The 26,190-nt window shown below is 50.4% G+C and carries 26 protein-coding genes and 1 pseudogene; 10 read left to right on the top strand and 17 right to left on the bottom strand.

The features are described from left to right. Positions 1–94: 94 nt before the first annotated feature. From ACOT1A_RS21000 to ACOT1A_RS20940, 13 genes are all read right to left on the bottom strand, one after another. Entirely contained in the window at positions 95–1,594 is a 1,500-nt protein-coding gene (locus tag ACOT1A_RS21000) for a helix-hairpin-helix domain-containing protein (protein WP_001284318.1), read from the bottom strand. Positions 1,595–1,619: 25 nt separating this feature from the next. After that, positions 1,620–3,257, bottom strand: coding sequence for a PP2C family serine/threonine-protein phosphatase (locus ACOT1A_RS20995; protein ID WP_000081059.1), 1,638 nt, complete (start codon positions 3,255–3,257; stop codon positions 1,620–1,622). Next, a complete protein-coding gene (locus ACOT1A_RS20990) occupies positions 3,257–4,297 on the bottom strand; it encodes a TerY-C metal binding domain-containing protein (RefSeq protein WP_001253656.1) in 1,041 nt (346 codons plus the stop codon). The genes ACOT1A_RS20995 and ACOT1A_RS20990 overlap by 1 nt, the downstream gene beginning before the upstream one ends. Before the next feature lie 84 nt (positions 4,298–4,381). Next, the gene (locus tag ACOT1A_RS20985; protein ID WP_001253658.1) at positions 4,382–5,020 is read right to left on the bottom strand and encodes a vWA domain-containing protein; all 639 of its coding nucleotides are present in this window, start codon (positions 5,018–5,020) and stop codon (positions 4,382–4,384) included. Continuing rightward, positions 5,020–5,661 (bottom strand): TerD family protein, encoded by a 642-nt coding sequence (locus ACOT1A_RS20980; protein WP_000116681.1) that lies wholly within the window; start codon positions 5,659–5,661, stop codon positions 5,020–5,022. Before ACOT1A_RS20980 ends, ACOT1A_RS20985 begins: the two co-directional genes overlap by 1 nt. Before the next feature lie 22 nt (positions 5,662–5,683). Then, a complete protein-coding gene (locus ACOT1A_RS20975) occupies positions 5,684–6,322 on the bottom strand; it encodes a vWA domain-containing protein (RefSeq protein ID WP_001253657.1) in 639 nt (212 codons plus the stop codon). Between the two features lie 462 nt (positions 6,323–6,784). Continuing rightward, positions 6,785–7,252 (bottom strand): tellurium resistance protein TerW, encoded by a 468-nt coding sequence (gene terW / locus ACOT1A_RS20970; protein ID WP_001176767.1) that lies wholly within the window; start codon positions 7,250–7,252, stop codon positions 6,785–6,787. A gap of 17 nt (positions 7,253–7,269) precedes the next feature. Beyond that, positions 7,270–8,478: a DUF4236 domain-containing protein gene (locus ACOT1A_RS20965; RefSeq protein WP_011152964.1), complete on the bottom strand. Its 1,209-nt coding sequence runs from the start codon at positions 8,476–8,478 to the stop codon at positions 7,270–7,272. 10 nt (positions 8,479–8,488) lie between these two features. Then, positions 8,489–9,445 (bottom strand): HpcH/HpaI aldolase/citrate lyase family protein, encoded by a 957-nt coding sequence (locus ACOT1A_RS20960; protein WP_011152965.1) that lies wholly within the window; start codon positions 9,443–9,445, stop codon positions 8,489–8,491. Continuing rightward, complete coding sequence (locus ACOT1A_RS20955; protein ID WP_001585166.1) at positions 9,445–10,524, bottom strand: cysteine protease StiP family protein; 1,080 nt, start codon at positions 10,522–10,524, stop codon at positions 9,445–9,447. Before ACOT1A_RS20955 ends, ACOT1A_RS20960 begins: the two co-directional genes overlap by 1 nt. Before the next feature lies 1 nt (position 10,525). After that, positions 10,526–11,299: a hypothetical protein gene (locus ACOT1A_RS20950; RefSeq protein WP_001040058.1), complete on the bottom strand. Its 774-nt coding sequence runs from the start codon at positions 11,297–11,299 to the stop codon at positions 10,526–10,528. Further along, positions 11,292–12,434, bottom strand: coding sequence for a phosphoribosyltransferase domain-containing protein (locus tag ACOT1A_RS20945; RefSeq protein ID WP_001280115.1), 1,143 nt, complete (start codon positions 12,432–12,434; stop codon positions 11,292–11,294). The genes ACOT1A_RS20950 and ACOT1A_RS20945 overlap by 8 nt, the downstream gene beginning before the upstream one ends. Before the next feature lie 9 nt (positions 12,435–12,443). Continuing rightward, complete coding sequence (locus ACOT1A_RS20940) at positions 12,444–13,502, bottom strand: ATP-grasp domain-containing protein (protein ID WP_012695441.1); 1,059 nt, start codon at positions 13,500–13,502, stop codon at positions 12,444–12,446. Between the two features lie 320 nt (positions 13,503–13,822). Between ACOT1A_RS20940 and ACOT1A_RS20935 the strand changes: the two genes are divergently transcribed. From ACOT1A_RS20935 to ACOT1A_RS20900, 8 genes are all read left to right on the top strand, one after another. After that, positions 13,823–14,404 (top strand): tellurium resistance-associated protein TerZ, encoded by a 582-nt coding sequence (locus ACOT1A_RS20935; RefSeq protein ID WP_000254137.1) that lies wholly within the window; start codon positions 13,823–13,825, stop codon positions 14,402–14,404. After that, positions 14,404–15,561 carry a TerD family protein gene (locus ACOT1A_RS20930; RefSeq protein ID WP_001054786.1) on the top strand — a complete coding sequence of 386 codons (1,158 nt, stop codon included), beginning with the start codon at positions 14,404–14,406 and terminating at the stop codon, positions 15,559–15,561. The genes ACOT1A_RS20935 and ACOT1A_RS20930 overlap by 1 nt, the downstream gene beginning before the upstream one ends. Positions 15,562–15,583: 22 nt before the next feature. Beyond that, positions 15,584–16,039, top strand: coding sequence for a tellurite resistance TerB family protein (locus ACOT1A_RS20925; RefSeq protein WP_000007449.1), 456 nt, complete (start codon positions 15,584–15,586; stop codon positions 16,037–16,039). 22 nt (positions 16,040–16,061) lie between these two features. After that, complete coding sequence (terC, locus tag ACOT1A_RS20920) at positions 16,062–17,102, top strand: tellurium resistance membrane protein TerC (protein ID WP_000255079.1); 1,041 nt, start codon at positions 16,062–16,064, stop codon at positions 17,100–17,102. Positions 17,103–17,150: 48 nt separating this feature from the next. Then, positions 17,151–17,729 (top strand): tellurium resistance membrane protein TerD, encoded by a 579-nt coding sequence (gene terD, locus ACOT1A_RS20915; RefSeq protein ID WP_000116680.1) that lies wholly within the window; start codon positions 17,151–17,153, stop codon positions 17,727–17,729. Between the two features lie 68 nt (positions 17,730–17,797). Beyond that, a complete protein-coding gene (locus ACOT1A_RS20910; RefSeq protein ID WP_000301247.1) occupies positions 17,798–18,373 on the top strand; it encodes a TerD family protein in 576 nt (191 codons plus the stop codon). Between the two features lie 428 nt (positions 18,374–18,801). Next, positions 18,802–20,043: a vWA domain-containing protein gene (locus ACOT1A_RS20905; RefSeq protein ID WP_001053340.1), complete on the top strand. Its 1,242-nt coding sequence runs from the start codon at positions 18,802–18,804 to the stop codon at positions 20,041–20,043. Between the two features lie 90 nt (positions 20,044–20,133). After that, positions 20,134–20,589: a hypothetical protein gene (locus ACOT1A_RS20900; RefSeq protein WP_000374058.1), complete on the top strand. Its 456-nt coding sequence runs from the start codon at positions 20,134–20,136 to the stop codon at positions 20,587–20,589. A gap of 240 nt (positions 20,590–20,829) precedes the next feature. On the opposite strand, the gene ACOT1A_RS20895 is transcribed toward ACOT1A_RS20900, so the two are convergent. Together ACOT1A_RS20895 and ACOT1A_RS20890 are read right to left on the bottom strand one after the other, a co-directional pair. Continuing rightward, positions 20,830–21,021 (bottom strand): DUF7706 family protein, encoded by a 192-nt coding sequence (locus tag ACOT1A_RS20895; RefSeq protein ID WP_000398479.1) that lies wholly within the window; start codon positions 21,019–21,021, stop codon positions 20,830–20,832. 91 nt (positions 21,022–21,112) lie between these two features. Further along, on the bottom strand, positions 21,113–21,454 hold the full coding sequence (locus ACOT1A_RS20890) for a hypothetical protein (RefSeq protein WP_001151572.1): 342 nt from the start codon (positions 21,452–21,454) through the stop codon (positions 21,113–21,115). A gap of 625 nt (positions 21,455–22,079) precedes the next feature. Here ACOT1A_RS20890 and ACOT1A_RS20885 point away from each other — a divergent pair. Both ACOT1A_RS20885 and ACOT1A_RS20880 read left to right on the top strand, forming a co-directional pair. Further along, positions 22,080–22,300: pseudogene (locus ACOT1A_RS20885) on the top strand (type I restriction-modification system subunit M N-terminal domain-containing protein); the annotation flags it as partial. Between the two features lie 140 nt (positions 22,301–22,440). Further along, a complete protein-coding gene (locus tag ACOT1A_RS20880; RefSeq protein WP_000880375.1) occupies positions 22,441–22,695 on the top strand; it encodes a hypothetical protein in 255 nt (84 codons plus the stop codon). A 2-nt stretch (positions 22,696–22,697) separates the two neighbouring features. Here the strand turns inward: ACOT1A_RS20880 and ACOT1A_RS20875 are convergent, their stop codons facing one another. Next, the gene (locus ACOT1A_RS20875) at positions 22,698–24,737 is read right to left on the bottom strand and encodes an ATP-dependent helicase (protein WP_000166877.1); all 2,040 of its coding nucleotides are present in this window, start codon (positions 24,735–24,737) and stop codon (positions 22,698–22,700) included. Beyond that, complete coding sequence (locus ACOT1A_RS20870) at positions 24,734–25,720, bottom strand: hypothetical protein (protein ID WP_000211823.1); 987 nt, start codon at positions 25,718–25,720, stop codon at positions 24,734–24,736. The genes ACOT1A_RS20875 and ACOT1A_RS20870 overlap by 4 nt, the downstream gene beginning before the upstream one ends. Positions 25,721–26,190 lie beyond the last annotated feature (470 nt).

Here is a 26,190-nt window from a genome sequence, read left to right as displayed (position 1 = left end):
TTTCTGGCAGCTTAAATTTGACACAGCTTAATATAGTGATTCATTAAACAGGTTCAGTATGCTGCCAGAACGTTTTAGTCGTTATGGGCGTCCGTTAGTTTTCTACTAACTGAACGACGACCAGCCTGCCGCCTTCCTCCTTTGACAGAACAAACTGAGCGTTATTCGTCAGTTCAATTTTTTCCCCAATGGCAATCTGTCGTTTATCCGGTAATGACATAAGCCCATTTATGCCTTCATTTACTAACCACCACTGATCGTTATGGAAAACAAAATACCCAACTCGTTTCCTTTGCAAATCGGTTGTACGCTCATTTGGCGCAATGAGGCGATTCACATGCCACGCATAGATTGACTGCCCGCTCCACACCATCAACCGGTGGTCGTCAGGACGATAACTGCCTTCCTTTCGGGAAGAATATAAATTTAGAACCGGTAATTTACCCTTGTATGGCGTACCGCAGTAGGGACAAACCGGCTTTGTCTTACCCGAGAAAACGTACCATTTCTGTTCACACGCCTTGTTCTGGCAGGGCTGTATCAGATCGACTGTTTTAACCAGGGCGCTTTCCCACTCATCGGCGGTCGGGCGTTTAGTGGCATCGTGTAAGCCATCTATAAAGGCGCGCTCAAACAAAGGTGTCAGATAAGGGCCCATGATGGTGTAAGGAATTTTCTCCGGGTCAGCCCAGGGCAGTGAAAAGGACGATAGCTGACTGACTTTGACTGCATTGCTTTTGTCTGTCGGATGTTCAATGAAGAGTGCCTTCTCACCCATAGATAAGGTCTCATCACGTACTTCATCCGACATGTCATGTATTTTTCCGCCACGTAGCGGATGACGGAAGAACAGATACATGTAGATAAGCACCGACAGCGCATGACGGTCAGTAGTAATGCTTGGCAATACGCGGTTCGGATCCTCTTTGGAAAGATGACTGGTTTTCACCACTTCCGGAGCGATAAAATCCGGGGTGCCCACCACGTCGGGAGGATACTTTCCAGGGACAACCAGGCCGTCTACGTCAATGATGCAGGCATGTCCCATTTCTGGATCGATAAGCACGTTTTTATAGCTTAGATCGCTGTGACAGAGACCTGCCGCATGCATCCTTCTGACGGCTCTTGTCAGCAGCAGACAGACCTTGAGATAGGTAAGCGTATTGCCTCGTTCACGTGGGTCGAGAAATTTGTTCTGGTTGCTGGCGCTGGCAAACCATTTGCCTTCCTTTTCACGACCTTTTATGCCAAGAAAATCATCGTTTTTAGAGCCGTATTTAAAGAAAAAGTAGCTTTTGTAGGTTGGAACCACGATGCCGATTTTATGCCCATGCTCAACAACATGGGTCGGCCAGCAAAACAGGTCCTTCCAGTATTCACCTCCGGACTGGCCAAAAATGTTTTGCCTGTAGCGTCCGGTGATCATATCAATCCGATCCCGGGCCTGCTCGTTCTGCGGTTTATGATAAAAAGCGACGACGTATGATTTATCAGGCGAAAAGTAAACATCCTTCATCGAGCCCGAACCAATTACCTCGTCAACATACTGGACTGTTTCGCCGTCCTTTGTTTTGCACGTAACGATATTTGCCATATTGATCACCGAAAAAGCGTATCCCTTACCACAACACCGCAATAGTGCGGTCATCATGGTTCCCTGTGGAGAAAAAGTTAAGCCAGTCGCCTAACCTCTCAGGCGCAATACTGGCGTCTGTAAGGACAGGGTTGAGCTCATCAACGAGACGGGTCCATTTTTCGTCACTGCGAAGCCCATTATCCGTCTCAAACAGAGGGTCTGAGACGCCGTCTGTCATGAGGATCAAGTGAGATACATCATTCCATTTACCCACGCTGATGCGGCCGCTAAACGAGGGGTCTGCGATAATGCTCTGGTCAAGGAAACGGGTTTGTCCTGCGTATTCTCCGCTATCGGGATTTCCCAGTATCCTGACTTTACCGGAAGGGCTGTATGCACCTATCGCACCATCACCAAGCCAGAATGCAGCCGCAAACAGCTCGTTATCAGTTCGTAGCGCTACAGTTGCCAGAAGGGTTGTTGAATAGGATTTCACAGGTTGTTCTGCACAAATGGCTTCGTTCTGGATACTGTTGACCGCGAGCGTAGCTGCCTGTTTAAAATGATGAAGCATGGCGTTTATTGTTGCCTGCTGATCGCTCCCTTCCCACGCCGTGATGTGCTGCTTTAAATGGACGCCTTTCACACCACTGAGCTGATTTAAAAGGTAATCGCCAGCCGTTTTGACTGCAATCCGGGAGCCTTCCCGGGAATTTACCGCACTACCGGCTCCGTCTGCGACCAGCATGACAGACCATCCTGTTTCCTGGCAGTGGTTGATGTAGAAGTCGTCATCTCTGAAGCTTCCGGCATGCTCATGAGAGCGTCCCCGGCGACTGGCGGCAGCAATACGTATATCACCCCTGACCAGGCCAGCAGCGTCCAGATGGGACTTAGGGTAGGGAGCGTCTGCTGGTGGCTCTACCACCTTCCACAGGCTTCTCGGATCGGGATTGATTATAAATAGCTGTTTTGTTTCACATTCGTCGTGCGACGTGCATGACCAGATTACTGAAAGCTCTATATCGCCGCTTTCGGTGGGAGTACCTGTCAGCAACTCCTGTTCTTTGTCAAAAGACAGGCCAATGTTCCGGGGAAAGACAACGTCCCTGACAGTAGCCTGCTGGCCCTCACCCAGAACGATAGCAACCGGCGAAGAGAAACGTTCGCCTGCGCGGGCGTTGGGGATCGTTATTTTAGCTCTCGGGGGAACGGCAGGTGGCACAGCTAAGCTGGCCCGCTGCTGGCCTGTCGGTATCTGCCCGGGTTTTAATACCAGGGAAGACAGGTTTTCGTCTTCCCTCTGTGCTGGTTTATCAAATTCGTAATAAGGCATCAGCTTCCAGAACGGAGGATGAGGCTCATTTTCTGGCAGGGGTTGCAGTGCTGATGTATCGGTAGCGTCAATGCCCGGGTTATCAGCAACACTTACGACCGTTTGTTGCTGATCGGAAAGACTGGATGCTGACGAGGCGGCAATCTCTGCGTCGTTATCACCTTCGCTAACCCGCGCAGATAAACCCTGTGCAAGGCTCTCAATCCGCTCTTTAAGCCGCATAATTTCTTCGGTAAGGGATGGGTCCTGCGATAGAAGTAAAAGCCGCTCACCTTCAACAGGGTGGCCCAGCTCAGACAGAACTAAGCGGATAATCTTCTCTTCAAGTAAAGCATTTTGCGACATCAACCTCTCCCTCTGTTTACGTCGAAGTTAGTGTTTCCGCCATCATTGCTGAATGACAGGCCTGTTTCACACCACGGGCAGATCACGTCATCCGGGCCGTCAATACACAGCAACTTTCCGCATGAGCACAGGGCAAACGCACTGGCATTACCGCAGTGGGGGCAACCCGGTACGCCATGCAGTTCGCTGGTATTTACCTGCAAACCGGTAGCGGTGGCATCTGACCACGCAAAATAGTCCTCATCGATGGGATAGCATCCGGCAATATTAAAGCTGTTCAGGTTCAGACTGAAATCGAGCCCGGAAACCCTTGCTGGTGGCCGTTCATACTTCATCAGGTACGGACGACGGGTCTTGCTGCAACGGCCGGTAAGCGTAACGCAGTTTTCGTCGTACGCTTTTACTGGCTCGTCCTTGGCCAGCCGGACTATGTATTCAGTCTGGCTGAGCTCAGGTTGTTTGTCGTCCCCGACGCTGCGGCTGTGCGCCGTAACCGAGGCCGTGATCCATTTGATGAAGCGGGTAAAGTCCCCTTCCTGAGATTCGGTGAACAGCATGACATTCTCTGTCAGTTGCCGCAGGATATTCAGGTCCGCTGACGGCCCCAGGCCAACGGCAATGAGATTCACTTTACTCGCGTAGTGATCCTTCCAGCGCTTCACTTCTGCGGTTGTGTCGTCAGTCGGACGTCCGTCGGTAAGGAGATACACGACGGGTTTCCAGTCGCCTTTAGCCTCATGAGTGGTTTTTCTGACCTGGGTATCAATTTGCACGGTCAGCTCACGCAATGCAGCTCCAAGGCTCGTACCGCCGCCAACGGGAAGGCGGGGAGGGTAGAACGAGGCAATTTCGTGAAGAGGTACAATCGTACGGGCTACACCGGCAAATGCGATTACCGAGACCCAGGCTGTTTCAAGTGCGTGTGGATCCTTTCTTAAATCTCCGACGATCATTTGCAGACCATCAGTCATTTTTTTCAGGTTTTCACCAATCATGGACTCTGAACAGTCCAGGACAAAAAACACGGGAAGGCGTCTCATAATTTTCCTCGTACGGCTGGTACGGCCAGCAGAAAACGTTGCTGTACAGAAAGGTGCTGCCCGGAAACAGCACCTTTCTGTCTGTCAGAGCACCAGCTGGATTTCTGGTGGAGGAGGGGGAAGGGTATCAGTTCCGTTATTAATCCCCGCGCTTGTGCTGCCGGAAGACACGCTGGCCGATACCCATTTAAAGAAACCTGCAAACGCGGTTGAATCTAGCGTCTCCAGAGACACAACCTTATCGGTGAGCTGTTTTAAGTGCTCATGGCCTGCTTTAGGACCAACGGCGCAGGCAATGATGGATCCGAATCCCCGGCCGCGAATCGCTTTTACCGCTTCACCGTACGCCAGGGCATCAGAAGGGGTTCCATCAGTCATCAGGAATACCAGAGGACGCCAGTCTCCTTTGGTATCACCATCTGAGCGACGTACATCCCGTTCAACACACTGCATCAGACATTCAAGGGCAGCACCGGTGAACGTCCCGCCTGCGCTTGGCACAACGATGTCAGAAAACTGGAAGTCTTCCAGCGGCGTGAGAGGAATGAACTCACGCGCCTCATTGTCATAGGTGATAATGGAGATATGAACGCTTTCGAGGGCGTAGGGATCCTGGCGAAGAGCGCTAAGCATCGCCTGAATTCCAACGTTAACGGAATGGATTGACTCACCGCGCATCGAGCCGGATGTGTCGATAACAAGGTAAACAGGCAGGCGGCGCATCACATGTAATTCCTCAGGTGCGAGACAAACGAATCTGATTCTGAAGGCTCACCAATTGCCCTGAGTTTCCAGCCTGTAGCCTCGCGTATCAGCTCGGCAAAGACCATGGAGCGCTGGCTGGCGAAGGCGGGTCCGCCAGAAAGATCGAATCGTGCCATTTCAATATTACGGGCATCTACTGCCCGGATGAAGGCATTCTGAACTTTACCAAAGTGCTGCTGGAGCTTTTCACCATTGTAGATCTGAACGATGAACACAATTTTCTCGTACTGAGCGTCAAGGGAATTCAGGCGCACAATAATTTGCTCATCGTCACCGTCACCGGCTCCGGTTCGGTTATCGCCCGTCAGCCAGATATTGCCTGACTTATGGCGAAGGCTGTTGAAAAAGATGATATCGCCATTCACAAGCGTTGGTTTACCATTTTCCACATTGCCGAGATCGGTCACCTTTCCGGCTGAATTACACAGGAAAGCGATCACATCAAGGTCGTATTCTTCTTCTTTTTTACCAAAGATCCCGCCGAGAAAACCTTTCTTTTCCTCATTAATATCCCAACCGAGGCCGATAGTAACGGACGAGAGATCGTATTCATTTTTTTTCAGGCTTACGCCCTGGCCTTTGCTCAGACTGACAGACATGATATCCCCTTAATCAATAAAATTATAAGACCACATTTACTTCTGGCGGCGGCGGTGGCAGGTCTTCAAGACCGATCACTTCTTTTTTGCTGGACTCCACTTTCTGACTGCCTACCGAAATGCTCGCACTGACCCATTTAAAGAAAGCTTTAATCGTCGAACTGTCAGCTGTATCGAGCTGAACCACGATTTCAGTGATTTCTTTGAGGACGCTGGTATCGGCATCATGCCCGGCTGCACATGCCACAACAACGCCGGTTCTGGCCGCTTTAAAGTCATTCAGGCCTTTACGCCAGTCATCATTCGGACTTCCATCCGTCATCAGGAATACAAGGGGACGCCAGTCACCTTTAGTGTCAGCCGTCGTTTTCTGTACTTCTTTGGCAATGGAGCTGGCCGTGAGGGAAAGCGCTTCGCCAAGAGACGTGGTGCCGCTGGCTGTTAGTGCTGGCATCTGGAAACTCAGGAGGTCTGTCAGGGGGACTGCCTGTCGGGCTGAAGAATCAAAGGTGATCACTGACACGTGAGCCGTTTCGAGTGCATACGGATCCTGTTTCAGCGTGGTAAGCAGCGTCTGAACGCCATTTTTAACCGCTTCGATAGGCTCTCCGTGCATAGAGCCGGACGTGTCGAGTAGCAGATATACGGGTAAGCGTCTCAAATGTAATTCCTTCTTAAGAGATCGGAAGAGGAGAGTAGTTTCAGGAAGAGGCCAGGGTTTGTTGATTTGATAAAACGGCACGACATCTGTCGGGTGGAGATTAAATACTCAGAAGCGGCATTAAAGAAATAAGTTAACCACCATAGAATTACCGACATGTGAATGGCCTCTTATCAACAGAAAAATAATTCAGACCGGACTGGAATATAAGATTTCTGAAAAAACTCGGACAAATAAACTGTCTTATGTATGAAATTCATCATACATCACAGATCTGCATGAATGGAGTGTAAAACGCCCAAAGATTGATGTGTAGCACAAGAGGATGTCAAGACACCAGGTTTTGTAGTCAGTAAGGCGCTGCTGGCATTGCGGGAGGAGAATAGATCAAAACTACGTCACGCCAATACAGAGGTAAAATATGACAAAACCGGGGTTTTCACCCCGGTCTGAGATTTAGCGTCAGGACTTTTTAGCGCTGTATTCTTTTATCAGTTCGTCAACGGAGTGCAGAGCCAGCTTCTCTACCGCTTCACTTCGGGTCGAGCCACTCAGCGCAGCCAGACGGTCAATTTTTCTTAAGATCCGCATGCGTAGCGATAAGGACACGGCTGTTTTTTTATCCTTATCGAGTACGACCTTCCCTGTAGACTCACCGGTTTTCAGTTCAGCATTCTGTGCGAGCGCTTCATTCATCCGGCGAAGGGTCTTTTTATCCAGCTGGCCCGGATTAACGAGATGGTAGGAATGACCTGCCTTGCTGTATTTGATCTCCGCAGAATATGACTCGCGTAGCTCTTTGAGGGCCCGGGTTAATGTCGGCTCTGAGCATTCCAGACTGGTTATAATGTCGGCAGCGGAAACGGGCTTGCCGGTGCCCAGTAAGTTGGCAAGCTTAAAAATCCGGGCCTGTCTGGTATTTAATTGCATCGTAAGATTTAGCCTGCTTAAAGGGTTAGTGGTTCAATAGGCTGAAAAATGAAGGTACTGCTCATCTTTCGAATAACCGGGTGATCGCCTAACGCTTCAACCGGATCAATGTGTTCTATGCCTGCAAAATTTACTGACGACATCTGGCTGCGAGTGCATTTGCAGGACAGGATATACTCATCCTCCAGATAGCCGGTCCGCTTACTGACCCGTTGCGTAAAGCCTGACACAATCACGTTGTCGAAAGGTAGCGTATGTAAAACGATACCGACCAGGCGGAACAAGCAGCCATGGACGTGGCGGGCATAGTTTTCGCGTACGGCTTTTTGCGTCATGGCTTTTTCCGTCAGCTCCGTGCCCCGGGCATTAACGCCGTAAATCTTATCAGGGAAATCTTCAATCTCAGCTAAATCAACGTCCAGCAGGACTGCTGATAGCTCCGGCTTTACTTCAAATGCAACAATCGTTTCACGCGGCCATTCAGTTTCTGCCAGCACACCCGCCAGGTATGATTCGAAAAACGCGGCGTCTGTCCGGAACTGCTGCCGGGCATCTGCCTGAGCCGTGGCGAGCCGTTTTTCATGTTCTTCTGCTTCAAACTTCCAGTTTGCATACTGTTCGGCCCAGGCCGTCCGTTGTTGCTGGTACCGGTGCTGTCGAAGGGTATTCTCACGCTCCACATCAATCAGCTCCTGCTGCCACCGGCGAAGATTTTCGGCGTGGCGCTCAGCTTTAGCTGATTCCGATTCAAACCATTTACCCAGAAAACTAATGCCTTCGCTCTCGGCAGGCTTTTCCGGCAATGCAAGGTAGTCTGGCTTTTCTGGACGCACCGGTGCCGGAACCTGAAAAGGCGACGTTCTGTTATGCAGGTATACTGCTTCCAGCTCTGCCCAGCTGATGCCTGTTTTTGGATCCGGCGTCAGCTCGTGAATATTACGGATTGCGGTTACCGCTGACATGAGTTCAGCGGCTTCCTGCTCAAGCGCCTGTCTGAGCCCCGGGTCGGTTGCCGTCCGGTTTCCACCTCCGGAACGCGCGGCCCGGTCAAGCCGGGTACGGTAACTCAGCCCGGTACCGGGCAAGCCCAGATTGGCATAGGTCCCCCGGCTACCAAAAGAAACGGAAGCACCTCTCGGCCCGACACTCAGGCTCGGTGCACCGTTACTCAGGTTGAGGCGAACGCCAGGAATAATGTTGATCGACTTTCTGAACCTGAACCCCATTATGATTTCCTTAATGATGCTGGGTCACGGTAAGTAATCTGATTCCATCAGCGCTTTGCTCGTTCTGTAACCCATAAAAACGAGCTCTGTCCAGAATGCCAGCCGCCCAGCGGCGATGTGTGGCGGGTTCACACATTGCTCCCTGCGACTTAAACACGGCCTGGGTAGAGTTCAGGATCCGCAGAGCGTCAGAATACTCACCCTGAGTGACCATCAGCGCGTTTTGAATGACCTCTATCTGACCCGGGTGAATGGCCGTTTTCCCAACAAGCCCATGTGCCATATCAAGAGCCAGCTCTCTGGCCATAACGGCATGATCGTCAATATGCTCACATACGGGCGCGGTCAGGGCAAAATCACGCGGGCCGAAGACTGAAACGAGCATTTTGATGACGTAGCCCATCGGGCTGTCATACAGCGTCAGGTCCCGGGGGCGGCGAAGCGACACAACGTTCATAAGATCGTTGCCGCCGATTCGAAGCGCAATAATGCGGTCGTGGCAGGGATGTTCCACCAGGCGAGTGGCCAGCTCGCGCATCTGAACCACGTCAAAGACGTCTTCTGTTTCCAGCGTTGGCATCATGCACAGGTGAGTCCCGCCCATGATATCCCACCATTCAGCTAACGAACTGAGGGTAAATTTCGGCAACACAAACCCATCGACAGCGGAAAGATCATAATGCGCTTTTAACCATCTGCCCATTTCGGCATGCCGAGGGCGAATGAACACCAGAGGCCAGTCATTTTTACCCAGGCTACGCATGCTGTTACTGAGCTCGTGCAGCAGGTGCTCCAGATTTTTGAGGGCGATGGGGATGTCTGCTTCACTGACAGCATCCTCCAGGCAAATCACCAGAGAGCGCAAACCCGGGATTTTCCCGTGCAGGACGGCATCAGCAATATCTTCCCGTGTTGCAGGCATGTATAGCGTGGCTCCCAGATTCCAGGGAGAAAGACGATTTTTCATCAGAGTACCTTCTTGATAATGGTTACAGCCCGATACTGGCCGAGGGTTCCCCCCATTTCTGTAACAACTATTCCCTTTTCACGAGCAAGCCCTACAAGCAAGGCAACGTCCGGGTCGTCAATAGAACGCACAAATACATGGTCCGGTACCCGACGTAATACAGCCCGGGTTGCTTCAGCAATACCGGGTTTAATACGATTGACGCTGTCCACTTTAAATTCATCGGCCAGGAACGCGATAACGTCGCGACTTGTCTGCCATAAGACCCGGGCTGACTCCATATTCCAGCTCAGGGTAGCGAGGGATGACGGGGTTAACTTCTTACGGAAATGGGCGACGGTATCGACAAGCATCCGGCTGCATTCGAATTCACTGAGATGCTCGCAAACCATGCACCCATGTAATCCTTCAGAGGACCATACTGACCGGGAGATCAGGCCTGATACCGGCGCACCCATGATGCCAAAAGGAATGAGCCAGTCATCATCACTGGCTGCAAGCCAGGAGCAGCCACAGGGATCGGCCAGGACAACCAGTCGCGGCTGCTCAGGATAGCCCGGGCGATCTTTCAGTGCGCGTACAAGCTCTCCGGTAATTGCGCCTTTACCTGTCCATCCGTCAACAAAGACAATACCGCTGGTACCATGGCGCTCTTCAATGACGTCGAGGGCTGCACCGTCAATTCCACGATCCCGGATAATGCTGATACCGTAATGCCATGAGGTTTTCCCCATGTCACGCAGGGCCTGGTGCAGCATAACGCCGAGCGGCACGCCAGCTCTGACGAGACTGGCCAGTACAATGGGCTCATCACCGAAGCGTTCGGCCAGAGCAATAGCGAGCTGTGTGACTTCTTTTGCAAGTCTCTCTGCGCCCCGATCCAGCGCCCGGTGAAACAAATCAAGATGCCATTGTGTTGGCGCTGGCTCCTGACTGAGCATGTCCGAATAATGTTTCTTCCCTGACTGAATCAGCTCTTCTTTTTGCTCAACCGGCGTCATCTCAATGACTACCGGCTTTAGCAGAAATTCCACGTCACCGGGCTGGTATGAGCCGGTAAATGTGTCATGTGGCTGCATTTTAATTTTCTCCAAAAATTCGCTGTGAAATGGCATCTGCAAACTGACTCTGACGCGGGATGCCAAACCAGCTGCACAGTTTCATAAAACGATGATCGCTCAGGCTGTCGCCCAGACCAATTACGGGGAAGACTCCGCGTTCAGCCCGAAGTTTTTCAAGAAGCCATCTGACTGCCAGCCCTTTCTCAACCGCGGTGGGAAGCCAGGCCACGTTATTACTGTTGCGGTGGATGTAGAAGCCCTCGGTCGGAAACACCGTTTCTATCTCATCTGCAATGGCATTGAGCTCGTCAAGGCGGGTGCTGTCGCGGTGCTTCATCACCATATAAACCGCCGTTTCACCGTATTCGAAGTTCAGCCTTGCCCAGGCATTGATCCCTTTTGCGTCCATCATTTCAGTGATCAGACGCTGCATCGATGTCAGCTTTTCCTGATAGGGAGCCAGCTGGCCGAGCATATGGGCCTTCCACTCCTCGTCGGGTTTGCCTTCTGGCGTGAGAATGACGGCCCCGTGAGTGGTGATTGCCCAGGAGTGGAAAGGGATCCGTACGCGGCTGATTTCTTCAGTTCCCCGTGCGGTAACGGGTATGAGTTCAGCCTGCTCCAGGAGCCAGTCCACCAACATGGACTGTTCTTCCGTCATAAAGCTTCGTGGATTCAGGGTGCGATCAACGGCACCGGTACGGAATGGCTCCAGGGCCAGCTCGTCCACCATTTTACGACGGGTCTGAAAGAGCGTGTCGTCAAGGTCGCTCAGAACAACGGGTTTATTCATAGGTAACAATCTCCACGACGGCCGCAACCTCAGCCAGCGCTTTAAGAAGCTGCGTGTCAATACTTTCTGCGGGTGTCTCAGTACACACAAGAATGCGGTCAAACTGCTGGTGGGCGACGTTATAGACAAAATTGGGGATGCCCAGCCCGTAGTTATCCGTAAAGGAAATGGCGGACTCAATGGCATAACCAACGGCGATAGGGGAGCGGGTGGTCGATCCATAAAATGCCTGTGCTCCGGCAGCTTCGAGCCGTTCAGCAAGCAGGAACGGCTCCCAGACGAATTCCCCGGTCCCGAGAACCAGAATACGTTCCCCCTTGTGGACGGAGACCTCATGGCCGAGATCGGCCGCAGGTGCGAGCATCCCCAGTCGGCCCCAGGACTGTTTTCCCTGGATGTCCCATTCTCCTCGTGAAGTTACGTTGACTTTCGGCATGTCCGGGACAGGTGCATCAGGTAATGGGGTCCATCCCCACTTACCGCTTACAAGAGAAACCGAAGTGACTGGTAAGGTGCTGCGCTCGGACAAGGCTTTGCCACTCCAGTCGGTAAGCGTAACGGCTATAACCTGTTCAATATGTTGAAGCTTGCCGGTATTACGCAGGGCTGAAAGCAGGTTAATAAAGGTATTACCGGTGGTTGCCTCGTCATCAATCAAAACCAGCGTTCGTGCGTTGGTAACACGACGTCTTTTCTCTTCATCATCTGGCAGATAGATCAGATGATCGGTGGCGTGGCTGTGTTCTTCCTTGAACTCGCAAAGCAACGTGCCATCAACCGGGTGACGGGTAGAGGTCAGATAGACAGATTCAGGATGCTGGTGGCGCACTTCATCAAATACACCGGCCCCAAGCCCAACGGCGGTTTCAGCCATACCGATAAACAGTACGGGTCCTGTCAGTGTCGAGGGGAACTGGCTGGCAAGCTGTCTGTAGGCCTGCCGCATGACTGAGGGTGGCACGGGAATGTGCCTGCCGAGTACTTTGCTGACAAACAGAAAGGCGCGTTTCGGGTTACGTCTTTCAGCGATGTCAAACAGGTCATCGAGCGAAACTTCACCCTGGTCGCGGGTTACCTGAATCGTACCGCATGAGAGGGTACGGCGATAAATCATATCTTCGAGGATATCAGACATAAATACGCCTTAATTCAGAAGGTTAGAGAGTGATTCCGGGTATGCAATTACATCCGTAATGGATCTCACCGCAACCGGAGAAAAGGTGTTTTTAGCGCTCTGGCGCACCATATCTTCAGACATCAGACCGAGCTTAAAGGCAGCAAATAACCCAGGAAGGTTCACCCCGCTGTGAAGGGTATAACCCACCCCCCCTGACGGACGCATGTTGGTTTCAAGCAGCACCGGGTTGCCATTCACATCGTTTCGCGTCTGAACATTCACCAGCCCGTCGGCCTTCATAACCCTGGCGCAGTCACACGCCAGTTCCCAGGCGCTTCCTTCGTTTACCAGATACTGGATAACCCCTTCCTTACGGCGTCCCACGGCTGCGAGTATTTCGCCCTTATCCGCGAGGATATCGACGGAAAATTCCGGGCCTGGCAGGTACGGCATCAAAACAAGGGGTTTAAACGACTCAGCAGCTGATGCTGCTGCAATATACTGTTGCGGACTGACCAGACGATGTTCGGGATGATTAAAGACGGCCATAGGCGAAGCACTGTCATCAAAGCGCCAGAATCCCATGCCATAGATACCCGTCACCGGCTTCACGCATACCGGGCTGTCAGTGAACGGCGGGGCCGCGAGGTGTGTTTTTAATTCTGCCAGCGTATTCACCCGCCAGGATGGTACGACCGGGAGACCCTTTTGCTCCATAAACTGAGCAAAAGTAACTTTTTCGTCAGCCAGAGTTAACCAGTCGACGCCCGTTGCACCGGTAGTAAGGGTGGCACCGGTCGATTCAATGGCTGAACGGTGTTCTTCAAACCACTGGCTGTTACGGCCAGTATGAATATGGTGGATGCCGTAGGACTGAATGGTTTCCTGGATAAACTGAAGACGTTTTTGAGGATCTTCAGGTTCAGTCAAAGAATAGTCGGCAACGGAAAGGATTTCATTTCTTTCGTTACGGTGGGAGGCAAAAACGGTAATGGCAAAATTATTTTTTTTTGCAAATGATTTTACCCCCTGAATAATATCTCGCTGGGAGGATAAACCTTCCATAAACCAAATTTTCTTGTTCATTTTTTTTAATTATCCGGAACGCCATGCAAATTTATGATTGAGAAGTGAGTCTATGAGTGTCTAAGCTACATGTCAATCATAATATGATTAATAACTCCTGTGGTTATGGAGTGCGTCAGGTTTTTTGGATTCCTGATAACACATTGATATTTAAATTAAACTTAGAAAATTAACACCCTGAAAAGGATTTCTTTTTGTGTTTTTACAGAAAACTACCAAAATTTCCCTTGTCAGAGAACTTCATCATGATATGATTTTCTTCGTCAGTTACTAAATATACCTTTGATTGTCTCGGTCATTACCATTTTAAGGAATAAAACATGGTTTCATTAGTTAAGAACCAGACGGTATCACTCAGCAAAGAATCATCTGCATTAAGCCAGCTTCATTTCGGTCTCGGTTGGGATCCGGTTAAGAAAAAAGGTCTTCTTGGAGGATTGTTTGGAGGCAACGACTCAATCGATCTCGATGCTGGCTGCGTATTAATGGACAGCACCGGTAAAACAATTGACACCATCTGGTTCCGCAAACTGGAATCCACCTGCGGCGCTGTTGTGCACAGTGGCGATAACCTGACCGGTGAAGGTGACGGTGACGATGAGGTGATTAATGTCAACCTCTCCCGACTGCCTGCAAACGTTGAATACCTGGCGTTTACGGTAAACAGCTTCCGTGGTCAGTCGTTCAATGACGTCGAAAACGCGTTCTGCCGCGTTGTCGATCAAACCGGCAAAGAGCTGGCTCGCTACAAGCTGACTGAGCAGGGCTCACATACCGGGATCGTTATTTCTTCGCTGCGCCGTAATAACGGCAACTGGGACTTTACCGCCCTTGGCCATGCCTGTCGCGGCCGCACAATTGACGATATGCACTCCGATATCGTTTCAGCGGTTATTCGCTAATGAACCTGACGCCGGGGGGCAATGCCCCCGTTCCAGCCCAGGAGTTGCGGGTCCGGATCACCTCGGGCGGCCAGGTGGATGCTTCGGCGTTTCGCCTGTATGCCGACGGGAAGGTGCAGGGTGATGCGGACATGGTGTTTTATGGTCAGCCACGTAACGATGATGGTACCGTCAGCCTGGTCAGTGAAGGCCAGTACTCAACCTTTACTGTCGCGCTCAACCGGCTGAAACCTGATGTCCAGAAAATTGCGTTCACCGTGACCTGTGACGGTGGGCAGACGGTGTCCGGTCTTCGTAATCTTTCCATCGACGTGGAGCAAGGGGCTACCGGCCTGGTTAGCGGCAGTGTCGAACTGAGCGGCCGTCAGGAAGCAGCCTTAATTCTGGGTGAATTTTACCGTCGTAATAATGACTGGAAATTCCGCTTCGTTGCGCAGGGGTTCAACGGTGGACTTAAACCGCTGGCAGAGCATTTCGGCGTAAATATTGCCGACGAACCGGCTCCCGCAGCCCCGACTCCTCCGGTTGTAACCCCTCCGCCAGTTGAGACAAAAATCAGCCTGAGCAAGGTATCGCTGACAAAAGAGAAGCCTGCAATCAGCCTGACCAAACGGGATAACTTCGGTGAAATCCGGATCAACCTGAACTGGCACCGGGGCAGCGGCAAATCAGGCTTTGCAGGCATGTTCGGCTCCAAAGGAATCGACCTGGATCTGGGGGCCTTTGTTGAGCTTCAGGACGGGTATAAATCGGTCATTCAGGCGCTCGGTAATGCATTCGGTGATTATCGCGATGAACCGTATGTTCAGCTCAAGGGCGATGACCGGACGGGTGATGTATCAGACGGCGAGTGGCTGCATATCAATGGACGTGAATGGAAGCATATCCGCGAAGTGCTGATTTACGCCTTTATTTATGAAGGTGTTCCCAGCTGGGACAAGACTGATGGTGTGGTCACCATTCATGTGCCGGATCAACCGCCCATTGAGACCCGCCTGACCGAAGGTGAAAACCGTCGCACATTGTGCGCCATTGCCAGACTCGTAAACGAAAACGGCGCAATTAAAGTCGAGCGAATTAACCAGTACTTCAAAGGCCAGGACGAAATGGACCGGGCATTTGGCTGGGGATTTCGCTGGAGCGCCGGTTCTAAATAACACAGCAACAAAGGAAACAGGTATGAGCTTTTTCGACAAAGTTAAAGGTGCCATTAACTCAGGCCGTGACGAACTGACCCGCCAGGTTGGCCGTTTCAAAAACAAAAAATTCATGCAGGGCACCGTTGCTGTATGTGCCCGTATTGCCGTATCGAGTGACGGCGTAAGTTCGGAAGAAAAGCAGAAAATGATGGGCTTTCTGCGCTCTTCAGAAGAGCTGAAGGTCTTCGATACCAATGAGGTGATTGAGTTCTTCAATAAACTGGTTTCAAGCTTCGATTTCGATGTTGAAATCGGCAAGGGCGAAACCATGAAATACATCCTGGCGCTGAAAGATCAGCCTGAGGCCGCTCAGCTGGCCTTACGTGTTGGTATTGCCGTTGCGAAAAGTGACGGTAACTTCGATCAGGACGAGAAACTGGCCTCCCGCGAGATCGCTATCGCGTTGGGCTTCGACCCGGCTGAATTTGGCCTCTGATCCACATCCCTAAGGGTAAAATATGGTTTCCACACACATCGGCTTCCCGACTGAAACGGTCATTGTTTTTATTGCGCTTTCAGTCGGTGCCATCTTTATTGACCTGTTTATGCACCGTGATGACAAGCCTATTTCGCTGAAGAGTGCGGCGCTCTGGTCCGTATTCTGGGTTGTGGTTGCGATGGCATTTGCCGGTTTCCTCTATATCCACCACGGTGCTGAGGTTGCCAGTCTGTTTGTCACGGGTTATGCGCTGGAGAAAGTGCTGTCGGTCGATAACCTGTTCGTCATGATGGCCATCTTCTCCTGGTTCGCCGTTCCGGATCGTTATCGCCACCGTGTTCTCTACTGGGGGATCATTGGTGCCATTGTCTTCAGGGGCATCTTTGTCGCCATCGGTACGAGCCTGCTGAGTCTGGGGCCGTATGTTGAAGTTGTCTTCGCTATTATCGTTGCCTGGACAGCGGTCATGATGCTTAAAAGCGGTGATGACGATGATGAAATTGAGGATTACTCCCAGCATCTGGCTTACCGCATGGTTAAACGCTTCTTCCCTATCTGGCCGAAGCTCAGAGGGCATGCCTTCCTGCTTAACCAGAAGGAAGTGGATGCTGAACTGGCGAAACCAGAAAACAGCGATGTCACCATTGGCCGTGGTAAAAAAGCGGCGCTGTATGCGACCCCGCTGTTCCTGTGTGTGGCTGTGGTTGAACTCTCGGACGTAATGTTCGCGTTTGACTCGGTACCGGCAATCATTGCCGTCAGTCGTGAACCGCTTATCGTCTATAGTGCCATGATGTTTGCTATCCTGGGCCTGCGTACTCTGTACTTTGTCCTTGAGGCACTGAAACAGTACCTGGTTCATCTGGAGAAGGCCGTTATCGTGCTGCTGTTCTTCATCGCGGCAAAACTCGGCCTGAATGCGACCGATCACATCTGGCATCATGGTTACAGCATCGCGGCAACAACCAGCCTGTATGTTGTACTGGGTGTACTGGCGCTGGGCATTCTCGCAAGCGTCATGTTCCCGGGCAAACCTGAATCTGAGGAAAAGGGGAGTTAATCCCCTTAAGTGTTAACCTGAACAATTACTAATCGAAGAGGTTATTTTATGAGTGTTTCTCTTTCCAAAGGCGGGAACGTCTCCCTAAGTAAAGCAGCTCCGTCAATGAAAAACGTCCTGGTGGGCCTTGGCTGGGATGCGCGTTCAACAGACGGTCAGGACTTTGACCTGGATGCTTCAGCATTCCTGCTGGCCTCAAACGGCAAAGTGCGCGGCGATTCAGATTTCATCTTCTATAACAACCTGACGTCATCCGACGGTTCCGTAACGCACACCGGCGATAACCGCACCGGTGAGGGCGATGGTGATGATGAATCGCTGAAAATTAAACTGGACGCCGTCCCGTCTGAAGTTGACAAGATCATCTTCGTTGTGACCATCCACGATGCTCAGGCTCGTCGCCAGAGCTTTGGTCAGGTATCCGGTGCGTTTATTCGTCTGGTTAATGACGATAACCAGACTGAAGTTGCTCGCTACGATCTGACCGAAGATGCGTCCACTGAGACTGCCATGCTGTTCGGCGAGCTGTATCGCCACAATGGTGAGTGGAAATTCCGCGCAGTAGGTCAGGGTTATGCTGGTGGTCTGGCATCTGTATGTGCTCAGTACGGCATTAACGCGTCCTGATCAAAAAGTAACTTTTCTACCCGGGGCTGTTAATGCAGCCCTCATTCAACTGTTTGCAGGAGCTAAAAATGGCAGTTTCTCTCGTAAAAGGCGGCAATGTATCTCTGACCAAAGAAGCACCAACCATGAATGTTGCTATGGTTGGCCTAGGCTGGGATGCCCGTGTAACCGATGGTCAGGGTTTTGACCTGGACGCTTCCGTGTTCGCAGTAGGCGAAGACGGTAAAGTGTTGTCAGATGCGCATTTCATTTTCTTCAATAACAAAACCAGCCCTGATGGCGCGGTAGAGCACCAGGGCGACAACCGTACCGGTGAAGGCGACGGCGACGATGAGCAGGTCAAAATCGATCTGACCAAAGTCTCAGCAGATATCAAAAAACTGGTGTTTGCCGTTACCATCTATGATGCAGAAGCGCGTAAACAAAACTTCGGCATGGTGAGCAACAGCTTCATGCGCGTTTACAACAACGACAACGGCACGGAAATTGCCCGTTTCGATCTGTCTGAAGATGCCTCAACCGAAACCGCTATGGTCTTCGGTGAACTGTATCGTCATGGCGCTGAGTGGAAGTTTAAAGCTGTCGGTCAGGGCTTTGCCGGTGGCCTGGCGGCTCTTGCCTCCCAGCACGGCGTTAACATCTAAAATAACGCTGAATCATACCCCGGCAATGCCGGGGTTTTTTTTGGTTGCGATCCGCTATCAGGAGGGGGGGGGCAGAAAGGGTTCGGGAATCTCAGAAAGCAGAGAGATGTTAATTCTGACGTGAGCCTTTTAAAGGCAGGAAACGGATTTTTCTCTGGTTGCTGGTTAAAGCCTGTATTCCGTGCCTTATATCAACAGCATGCCCCTCTGATATATGTTACGTTTGCGACTTATGAAGGCACGGGTTCTGGAAGATAAAATACCCGACCAATGGAAATTCCAATTCAACAGGTATAGAAACTTCAACGTGATGAAATATGGTGTCACACCATATATACGCCTCACCAGAAATCCAGCGTCCTGAACTAAGCCAGGGGAACCTATATAAACGCTGCGCTTTAAAATAATCAAAAATCAGGAGAGTTAATGTGAATCTACAATCCGGACAAAACATACCACTTCAGCAATCTGCGATCAGGCTGAATCTTCAGTACCCTACCAAATCCGGCTTTAAAGGCGAACCCGATACCTGCCTGTTCCTGCTTAATGCTCAGGGAAAGGTCAGCGGCGATTCTGACTTTATCTTTTACAATAATCTGTCTTCTCCTGAAGGGGCAGTAAAGCTCGTTACCGGTTCTCAGCAGTCCAGCATTGAGATAGCACTGGATCGTGTTCCTGCGAACATCAGTAAAATTGCAATCACAGTTGTCATTGATGGTGAAGATACCATCAGTGGGCTCAGTTCGTTGAGCATGCAGGCTCAAGGAATCGCTGAGTTCCAGGCTGAGACTCAGGGCCGCAGTGAGAAAGCAATTATCCTGGGTGAAGTATATCGGCACAATGGCGCCTGGAAGCTTCGTGCGCTCGGGCAGGGTTTCAACGGTGGTCTTGAGCCTCTGGCCATTAGCTATGGCGTTGATGTCGCACAGCCAGCTCCGCAGCCAGCAAAGCCTGCTCGTATCAGTCTGGAAAAGAAACTGGAAACCAGATCTCCGCGCCTTGTAAGCCTCGCTAAAAAAGCCTCGGTCAGTCTTACTAAAAATAAACTGGACACCCTTGAGGCAGCGGTTGCATTTGTACTTGACGCATCCGGCTCAATGAGTGGCCAGTTCAGTAAGGGTAACGTTCAGTCTGTGCTGGACCGCATCGCCGTTCTTGCCGCCCAGTTCGACGACGACGGTGAAATGGATGTCTGGGGATTTGGAGAGAAGCATAAGAAGTATCCAAACGTCACACTGGACAACCTGGACACATATATTCAGTCCATTCGCGGGGCTGGAAAGCGTTCAGCCTGGGAGAACCTGCCGGGCCTCGGAGGGACAAACAACGAGCCTCCTGTGATGGAAGAAATAGTCGACTACTTTAAGGACTCGAAAATCCCGGTGTATGTTGTATTTATTACCGATGGCGGGATCAGCAAGACCCGGGCGATTAAAGATGCAATCCGGCGTTCTGCCAACTACCCCATCTTCTGGAAGTTTGTCGGCCTGGGTGGTTCAAGCTACGGTATCCTCAAAAATCTGGATGACTTTACTGACCGCCGGGTTGATAACACCCACTTCTTTGCCATGGATGATTTCGGTTCGATTAGCGATGAAAAGTTATATGATAATCTACTGGAAGAATTCAGACCGTGGATCGATGAAACAAAAAGGTTAGGCATCCTTTAATACGCACAGTTTGAGCTTGGTTGAATGAGCTCTACAGCAGCTTAATACTGTAGAGCCTTTGTTCATTGGAAATCGTACAGGGAGGCGCATATGGACCGCATCAAGTACCTGAAATGGATAGCTGAAGAATCACCAAGTACGGCTCAGCAGCTGGTGGCCTGGTTAAACAGAGCAAGGCACTATACGCCCGACATGAAAGAGCATCAGGCAGGTGTACAGATTCAAGAAAAGGGGATTGTTGTAGGGCTTAGACAAAGTACTAATCGTTATCATGGAGATTGTCTGACCATACATGTGGTACGGCTTCCGGAAGAAATACAAAACAAGGGATGGTTTAAGTCTTTTCTGAAGCTTTGCTGTGAATCGAATCCCTGGTGCGATGTTGTAATAGAAGACGTGAAAAACCCATATTTATTAAGCTTTTGTAAGAAACTAAACTTTACTGTATTAGATGAATTTTACCCGAATACTTACATAGTAAACACAGATGCCATTATGAGTTTACCTATCCCACCCTTAGGGAGATACGAAACCTATCTTTATTAAACCTGCGAACCTTTACCGGTTGCGTGGGGAGCGGATGGACTTCGGCTAAAGAAAAATCACATCGTCTATTTTGACCAGAAAAAGCTAATCTGCTTGATGTAATGCAGAAACGCATTACATTAATATCTTCTCCCAACAATCACCTGAACAATTCCCTGATTGCTTTTCACCTCATACCAGTGCTGGCTCATAGTTAGTCCTTAAGCAAATTTGTTATCGGAATAAAGAACGAAGCCAGCCTCATCGAGGCGCATAACCTTCTTCCCTTAACGCCTGTTGTAATTTTTCAATTGCGCTTTTCATTACCCAGGCTTCTTCGTCACTCACAGCACAGCCACGAAGATCGCTCCAGCTCAGACGTTTAACTAATTGAGCAAGGGCCATAGTTTCATTCTCATCAAGCTGCAAACTCAGTGTCTCAATACCTTCCACTATCTAACCTCCCTTATACTGAAAAATGGCGCTTTATTTCTGACCAGATGCCGAAGCCTTGAATGCGGCCGGAACTGCCGTTGTTTCTACTTTACAGAAATGGAATTAAAAAGTGGTGGTGCTGGGCACGTTTCTTTTCCAGTCGGGGTTTAAGCCAGAGCCGAAACTCATTCAACTTCTCAGCAGCCAAAACCGCTTCAACGGGGAAAACTTTATATTTACCCTGCTGCTGAGGTTCACCCAACCATCGCCTGATGGCTCCGTCAGTCCATAAACGAGTCTCTTTGAGCCTGGTTACAGTGACCCATTTCCTGGACCATTCATCAAATTGTCGCTGGCGATCCCGATAACGTTGTTCTTCCTGCTGACGAAGCCAGTCACGATCAACAGCGAATTTTCGGTATCCAACAAAGAGCCCTTGTACTTTGGCCATGACAACATTCCGGTTTGCTTAGAACTGTTCAGACAGACATGTCAGGGATAAAGCTGAAGAAAAAGGTACAACGAAGAATAACCAAGACATAGGCCTGCCGGGTAAGTGGTGCGGTGCACAGGACTGTCGGAAAGTACGCTCAGAGAGGGTCGTTTAAGCATGATGCACCACCGCCAGCCAGCCTTAATAATGGTAATGTACCACTGGGTTACCAGACAGACCAGTAACGCATCAAACATAAAACTGTTTTTTAAAAAACGTCAGGAACGTAGCCTGACCTTTTAACCAGTGGTGTAAAAAACATACAGATTGCTCTGAGGTATGAGGTTCAGCAACTAGCCTTGTCGACGCAGAAACATTAAGTAATCAATAGCAGCTATCGCAAACAATGGTGAAAACCACCACGTGCTTTTCAACAAGCCAAGCGGCAGAAAGAGTACAGTTGCCATCGAATAAACAAAAACACGAACCATACCATCTGTAATAAACATAGGCTATTTGCAATCTGAGGTTGGATTGTAGATTTTAGTTAGAAATGGATCAAAGTCCGTTTTGTGCAAAACTTGGTTGACAACCCTCTTTTGGAAGATGTGCCGTTTCGTGCAAAAGTTGGTTGGAGGCCAAGATGGCAGAGTTCGTAGGTTCGGCTGCTTCGCAAGCTGATTTCATTTGGAAGAACGCGGAAGACCTGTGGGGGGGGATTTCAAGCATACCGACTTCGGCAAGATCATTTTGCCGTTTACTCTGCTGCGTCGATTGGAGTGCGCACTGGAGTCTACACGGGAAGCATCGCTCGATAGCCAACCAGCCACGATTGAGTTCTTAGAAGCAGAGTTCAGTGTTGATTTCGATGCGCTGCTATCTTGACCGCCAATCAGACCCGCATGGTTCAGGTTTGTGTATGAGAGTCCCCAAATGGCTGTAGTTCTAACCAAAGCCTTGATTGAAGCCGGCCGCGCCGGAAATAGTGGGTACAGAAAAGGCAGTTGCTTGCGCTGGGCGTAAGTTACCCGCCGAAAAGCGGCTGGATCGAACGACTGATCGGCACTGAGGTATCTGACGAGCAGTACGAACGCTTTCTGGGGCACAGCACGAGCAAGCAGGCTGAACAGATCCTACGCGGAGAGCAGCCAGCCAAGGGGCTTCAGTATGCAAAGCGAGCGAAGAAGCTCGCTTCTGAAAGAAAAGCCACAATTGATCTGGATAACGAGCACCTGTCTGAAATCGAAAAGTATCGGTAGCCCTAGACTTTTAGCCGCTGAAGATCTCTTAGATACCATTGGTGAAACTTGCTGAAGTCAGCCTTCTGTTTCTCTACCGTGCTGTTATAGATCGCATCACTGGTAACCGCACAAGCAGTCCAGCCAGCCTCATAGACGAAGCGAGTAGCTATCGGTGACTTCTTCGGGGTGCTATCCCAGCGGTTTTTGAGCCACCGCGCAAGCCCTTCATCAAGAGGGACCACCAGATTTAGCTGCTGTTTTGTGCGAGTGATACCGACATAAAACAGCCGACGTTCCTCCTCGATTTCCTCTTCGGCCGGAGGGGTGTTCATCGATGTGCGAACGCTGTAAACATCATCGGGTTTGCCGCCAGGAAATTCCTGCTCATTCAGCCCGATCAGTATTACGTTATCCCACTCCAGCCCCTTGGAACCATGCAGTGTGGAAAGGATGAAGGGATCGCAGTCAGTAGCAGCCTCGCCTGGATTCAAGATAAGGTTTAAAAACGTGCGGGAATCGATCTTACTGGAGTCAAGTAGCTCCCCGATCCTCACGACCCCTCGTTGCTGGTCGTTCGATCCAGTGCGAGTTACACCCTCAGAGCCAACACTATCAATGAAACCCTCCATACTCAGGCGTCGTAACACATCGATAGCAGGCGTTTCCTCTCCGTCTTTCTGGCAGATAGTGGCGAGCCTGCCCAGCCGATCTTTTTGGTATTGTGCGCCCTCGAATAACTGACCTAGAGCAGACCATAGGTCGGCGTGCGGAGCCATCAATCCACTGAGCGCCGCTTTGAATTGCCCTTTCTGCCATCTAAAACCAGCCTCCTTCAGAAAGCCGTAAACAATCGCTTGTTTGTTGGGATGGTTTTCCAGTAGCCGCAGATCGCCGTACACAGACAGCAAGACGCCAACTACCAGTATCCCGATTTCGGTGCGGGTGTGTAATGCGCTTGAACCATTGAGGTAGCGATAAGGTAGCCCACACAGGCGTAAAGCAATTTCCGCCTCAGCAAGGTTCGCCTTAGTGCGGGACAATATGGCTTGTGTTCCACTGCTCACCGAGAGGTTTGATAGCACCTTGGATAGGCAGTTATCAAAGTGCAATCTGACCTCTGTTTTGGGGGTGCTAGGATGACTGACACAAAGCTTGGTCAGCTTTGTAGAGTTGCGCCGAATTACCGAGTTAGCCATCAAGGAAAGCTCATGGCCAAATCTGAACGTGCATGACAGTTGAAACACCTTCGTATTCGGGTAGTGCCTTTCAAACAGTCCGCCGATAAAGTCTGGTCGAGCACCACGCCACTCATAAATACACTGGTTAACATCACCAACAGCCATAACCGACGTATCCGACTTAGATAGCAAGCGGGTCATGTCATGCTGTATCAGGTTAACGTCCTGATATTCATCAACAATGATGTGCTTGAAGTGGGCACCAAGGCTGCTGTCATTACGCAACAGTGCGACAGCCTCAATCAAACAGTCATCAAAGGTTCGCAGACTGTTTTCCTCCAGCAGCTCACAATAGCGGCCATAGGCGTGAATAAACTCCCGTTTGATGTTGCTGAACGTTGGATCATTGGCAGCATCAACAGGAGTTACGGCCGCCGCCCGGCAGCGAGCAATAAACAGCTCGAAGTTTTCAATTTCATTGGGGTCAATATAATTCGCCTCATGGTCAAAGCCATAGCGGTAGGCTTGCTTTACCAGTTGCTCATAGCGGTAGTCGCTTGGAGTAATGAGGTCTTTCTTCTTGATTATCTGTTGGCGTTCTCCGTAACCAACAATCTTTAAGGCCAAGCTGTGGAACGTGCGGATTTCTGGAATCACGCTCGACATCAGTGCCGTCTTCAAGTTCTCCGTGAAGCTCACCTGCGCCGACTTGTTGTACATCAGGATCAGAATGGAGCGAGGATCAGTTCCCGTCTTGACCAGCCGCTCAACGCGCTTTACAAGTGTGGTTGTTTTCCCGCTACCAGGTACGGCTTTTACCAACGCATGTCCGGTGTCATGGCTGACAATACTTTTCTGCTCCCAAGTCAGTCTTTTGGTCATGCCTTAACCTTGTAATTGGCGCACTGACGGGCCTCGGTGTAGGGAACGATCTTTGCCTTACTGTGACATTGCAGATAGCCATCCTCCCATCGGCCTGCTTGCTCGCACATAATGCAGTTGGGAAATAGTGAATGAGGATCGGCGTGACGGATAAAAGCTCGTAAGTTATCAGCCAGCTCAGCGGCCCCTAACGATCTAGGCCATGTGTTCACGTCAGAATTGATTGTTAAATCCACTTCAGCGAGCGGCATCGTTTGTTCGTTGAGTCGGCCGGAACCACTTAAACTCCAGACAGACATATCCACGTTACCTACTGAGCAGACGCCGCTACAGGTGTCCACAGATTGAAACGGGGGAAGCCAGTTGAATACTCTCAGGATCTTCTCCTTGATCGAGTAGGCCCCGGTAAGCAACATCTGAATATCAGAGGCAGATTGGACCTTAAACTCAAGAATCGGGATACCGGCTTCGATCTTGTCTTGAGAGCAGGGGTGTGTGACACAAATCTCTACGTAGCAACGCCTTTCGCCAGTCGTATCATACAACATCACGTCTGGTCGCAGCCCTGTGACCTTATCGTGTTTTTCCAGCTCTGCCTGATCGAAAAATTGAGTCAAGTTGTAGCGTGCAGGCACGGATTTTACGCACTGACGTGCTTCGTCTCTAACCAAGGCTAAACGAGAACCATTACAGGCAACCCGGCGCTCCAGCTCAAGGCTAATAGGCATTTCACGGCTGAGAGCTTGTTGGTAGCGATAGAAGAATGCTTCTTTGCCGCACTTGTGAAGATAGGTTTCAAGGGCACAGCATTCTTCCGAATGGCGAAAGTGCTTAGCGTTGAACTCGCCCATTACCGGGGTCAGGGGGCTCTTACAACCTGGGCAGGTGTAAGTATGTGAGCGCAGGGCAGCGCCAATGTGCGTGAGGGTGCCCTCGCCGTCTAGCGCGTAAGCGTATTGTATTGAGCTGGATTGAGTTGTCATGACTGCGTATCCTCCCAAAAAAATCCAGCTAAGAACAGACCTTACGGCAGGCAAATGGTAAGTAGTGCTTCTTGAAGCAGTCGAGTGTACAGCGGCTCAGTGAAAAAGCTAATCGCCCGCTCAACAACCTAGTGATACTGGTGCAGATTCGACAATGAGTTAATGCCCGGAGAGCATCTGCAAGACTTCTAGCTGGAAGGCATTCCAACCAGCCCTCGCTTCTGAAAAGCCGTCAGGAAACGGTAAAATCCAACCAAGTGAGCAACTTCACTTGATCAAAGATCTAAGGCTAGAATGATGGAATTCCAACCTTAGTTTGCAAATAGCCTAAACATATAACTTCCTCTGAGGATTTAAAAGAATTCTCAGATGTCTTGAAAGCTACTTTTTAAACTTTCTCATTCTGAGAAGCATATTTAATTTTGCTGCGTCTGCTCGTGCTGCTGCTACAGAAAGGGCTTTATGCAGTG

The organism is Enterobacter cloacae complex sp. SYL003 (genome assembly GCF_049236925.1).
Lineage (GTDB): Bacteria > Pseudomonadota > Gammaproteobacteria > Enterobacterales > Enterobacteriaceae > Enterobacter > Enterobacter intestinihominis.
Note: the sequence above shows the minus strand (reverse complement) of the source record. Positions and strands in the feature narration are given on the sequence as shown.

Excerpts from the sequence above, each read along its gene's own strand:
- ACOT1A_RS20955 (WP_001585166.1), bottom strand. The coding sequence starts at position 10,524 with ATGCAGCCACATGACACATTTACCGGCTCATACCAGCCCGGTGACGTG.
- ACOT1A_RS20960 (WP_011152965.1), bottom strand. The coding sequence starts at position 9,445 with ATGAAAAATCGTCTTTCTCCCTGGAATCTGGGAGCCACGCTATACATG.
- ACOT1A_RS20950 (WP_001040058.1), bottom strand. The coding sequence starts at position 11,299 with ATGAATAAACCCGTTGTTCTGAGCGACCTTGACGACACGCTCTTTCAG.
- ACOT1A_RS20990 (WP_001253656.1), bottom strand. The coding sequence starts at position 4,297 with ATGAGACGCCTTCCCGTGTTTTTTGTCCTGGACTGTTCAGAGTCCATG.
- ACOT1A_RS21000 (WP_001284318.1), bottom strand. The coding sequence starts at position 1,594 with ATGGCAAATATCGTTACGTGCAAAACAAAGGACGGCGAAACAGTCCAG.
- ACOT1A_RS20935 (WP_000254137.1), top strand. The coding sequence starts at position 13,823 with ATGGTTTCATTAGTTAAGAACCAGACGGTATCACTCAGCAAAGAATCA.
- ACOT1A_RS20900 (WP_000374058.1), top strand. The coding sequence starts at position 20,134 with ATGGACCGCATCAAGTACCTGAAATGGATAGCTGAAGAATCACCAAGT.
- ACOT1A_RS20870 (WP_000211823.1), bottom strand. The coding sequence starts at position 25,720 with ATGACAACTCAATCCAGCTCAATACAATACGCTTACGCGCTAGACGGC.
- ACOT1A_RS20995 (WP_000081059.1), bottom strand. The coding sequence starts at position 3,257 with ATGTCGCAAAATGCTTTACTTGAAGAGAAGATTATCCGCTTAGTTCTG.
- terD (WP_000116680.1), top strand. The coding sequence starts at position 17,151 with ATGAGTGTTTCTCTTTCCAAAGGCGGGAACGTCTCCCTAAGTAAAGCA.
- ACOT1A_RS20980 (WP_000116681.1), bottom strand. The coding sequence starts at position 5,661 with ATGTCTGTCAGTCTGAGCAAAGGCCAGGGCGTAAGCCTGAAAAAAAAT.
- terW (WP_001176767.1), bottom strand. The coding sequence starts at position 7,252 with ATGCAATTAAATACCAGACAGGCCCGGATTTTTAAGCTTGCCAACTTA.
- ACOT1A_RS20940 (WP_012695441.1), bottom strand. The coding sequence starts at position 13,502 with ATGAACAAGAAAATTTGGTTTATGGAAGGTTTATCCTCCCAGCGAGAT.
- ACOT1A_RS20965 (WP_011152964.1), bottom strand. The coding sequence starts at position 8,478 with ATGGGGTTCAGGTTCAGAAAGTCGATCAACATTATTCCTGGCGTTCGC.
- ACOT1A_RS20890 (WP_001151572.1), bottom strand. The coding sequence starts at position 21,454 with ATGGCCAAAGTACAAGGGCTCTTTGTTGGATACCGAAAATTCGCTGTT.
- ACOT1A_RS20910 (WP_000301247.1), top strand. The coding sequence starts at position 17,798 with ATGGCAGTTTCTCTCGTAAAAGGCGGCAATGTATCTCTGACCAAAGAA.
- ACOT1A_RS20945 (WP_001280115.1), bottom strand. The coding sequence starts at position 12,434 with ATGTCTGATATCCTCGAAGATATGATTTATCGCCGTACCCTCTCATGC.
- ACOT1A_RS20985 (WP_001253658.1), bottom strand. The coding sequence starts at position 5,020 with ATGCGCCGCCTGCCTGTTTACCTTGTTATCGACACATCCGGCTCGATG.
- ACOT1A_RS20925 (WP_000007449.1), top strand. The coding sequence starts at position 15,584 with ATGAGCTTTTTCGACAAAGTTAAAGGTGCCATTAACTCAGGCCGTGAC.
- ACOT1A_RS20930 (WP_001054786.1), top strand. The coding sequence starts at position 14,404 with ATGAACCTGACGCCGGGGGGCAATGCCCCCGTTCCAGCCCAGGAGTTG.
- ACOT1A_RS20875 (WP_000166877.1), bottom strand. The coding sequence starts at position 24,737 with ATGACCAAAAGACTGACTTGGGAGCAGAAAAGTATTGTCAGCCATGAC.
- terC (WP_000255079.1), top strand. The coding sequence starts at position 16,062 with ATGGTTTCCACACACATCGGCTTCCCGACTGAAACGGTCATTGTTTTT.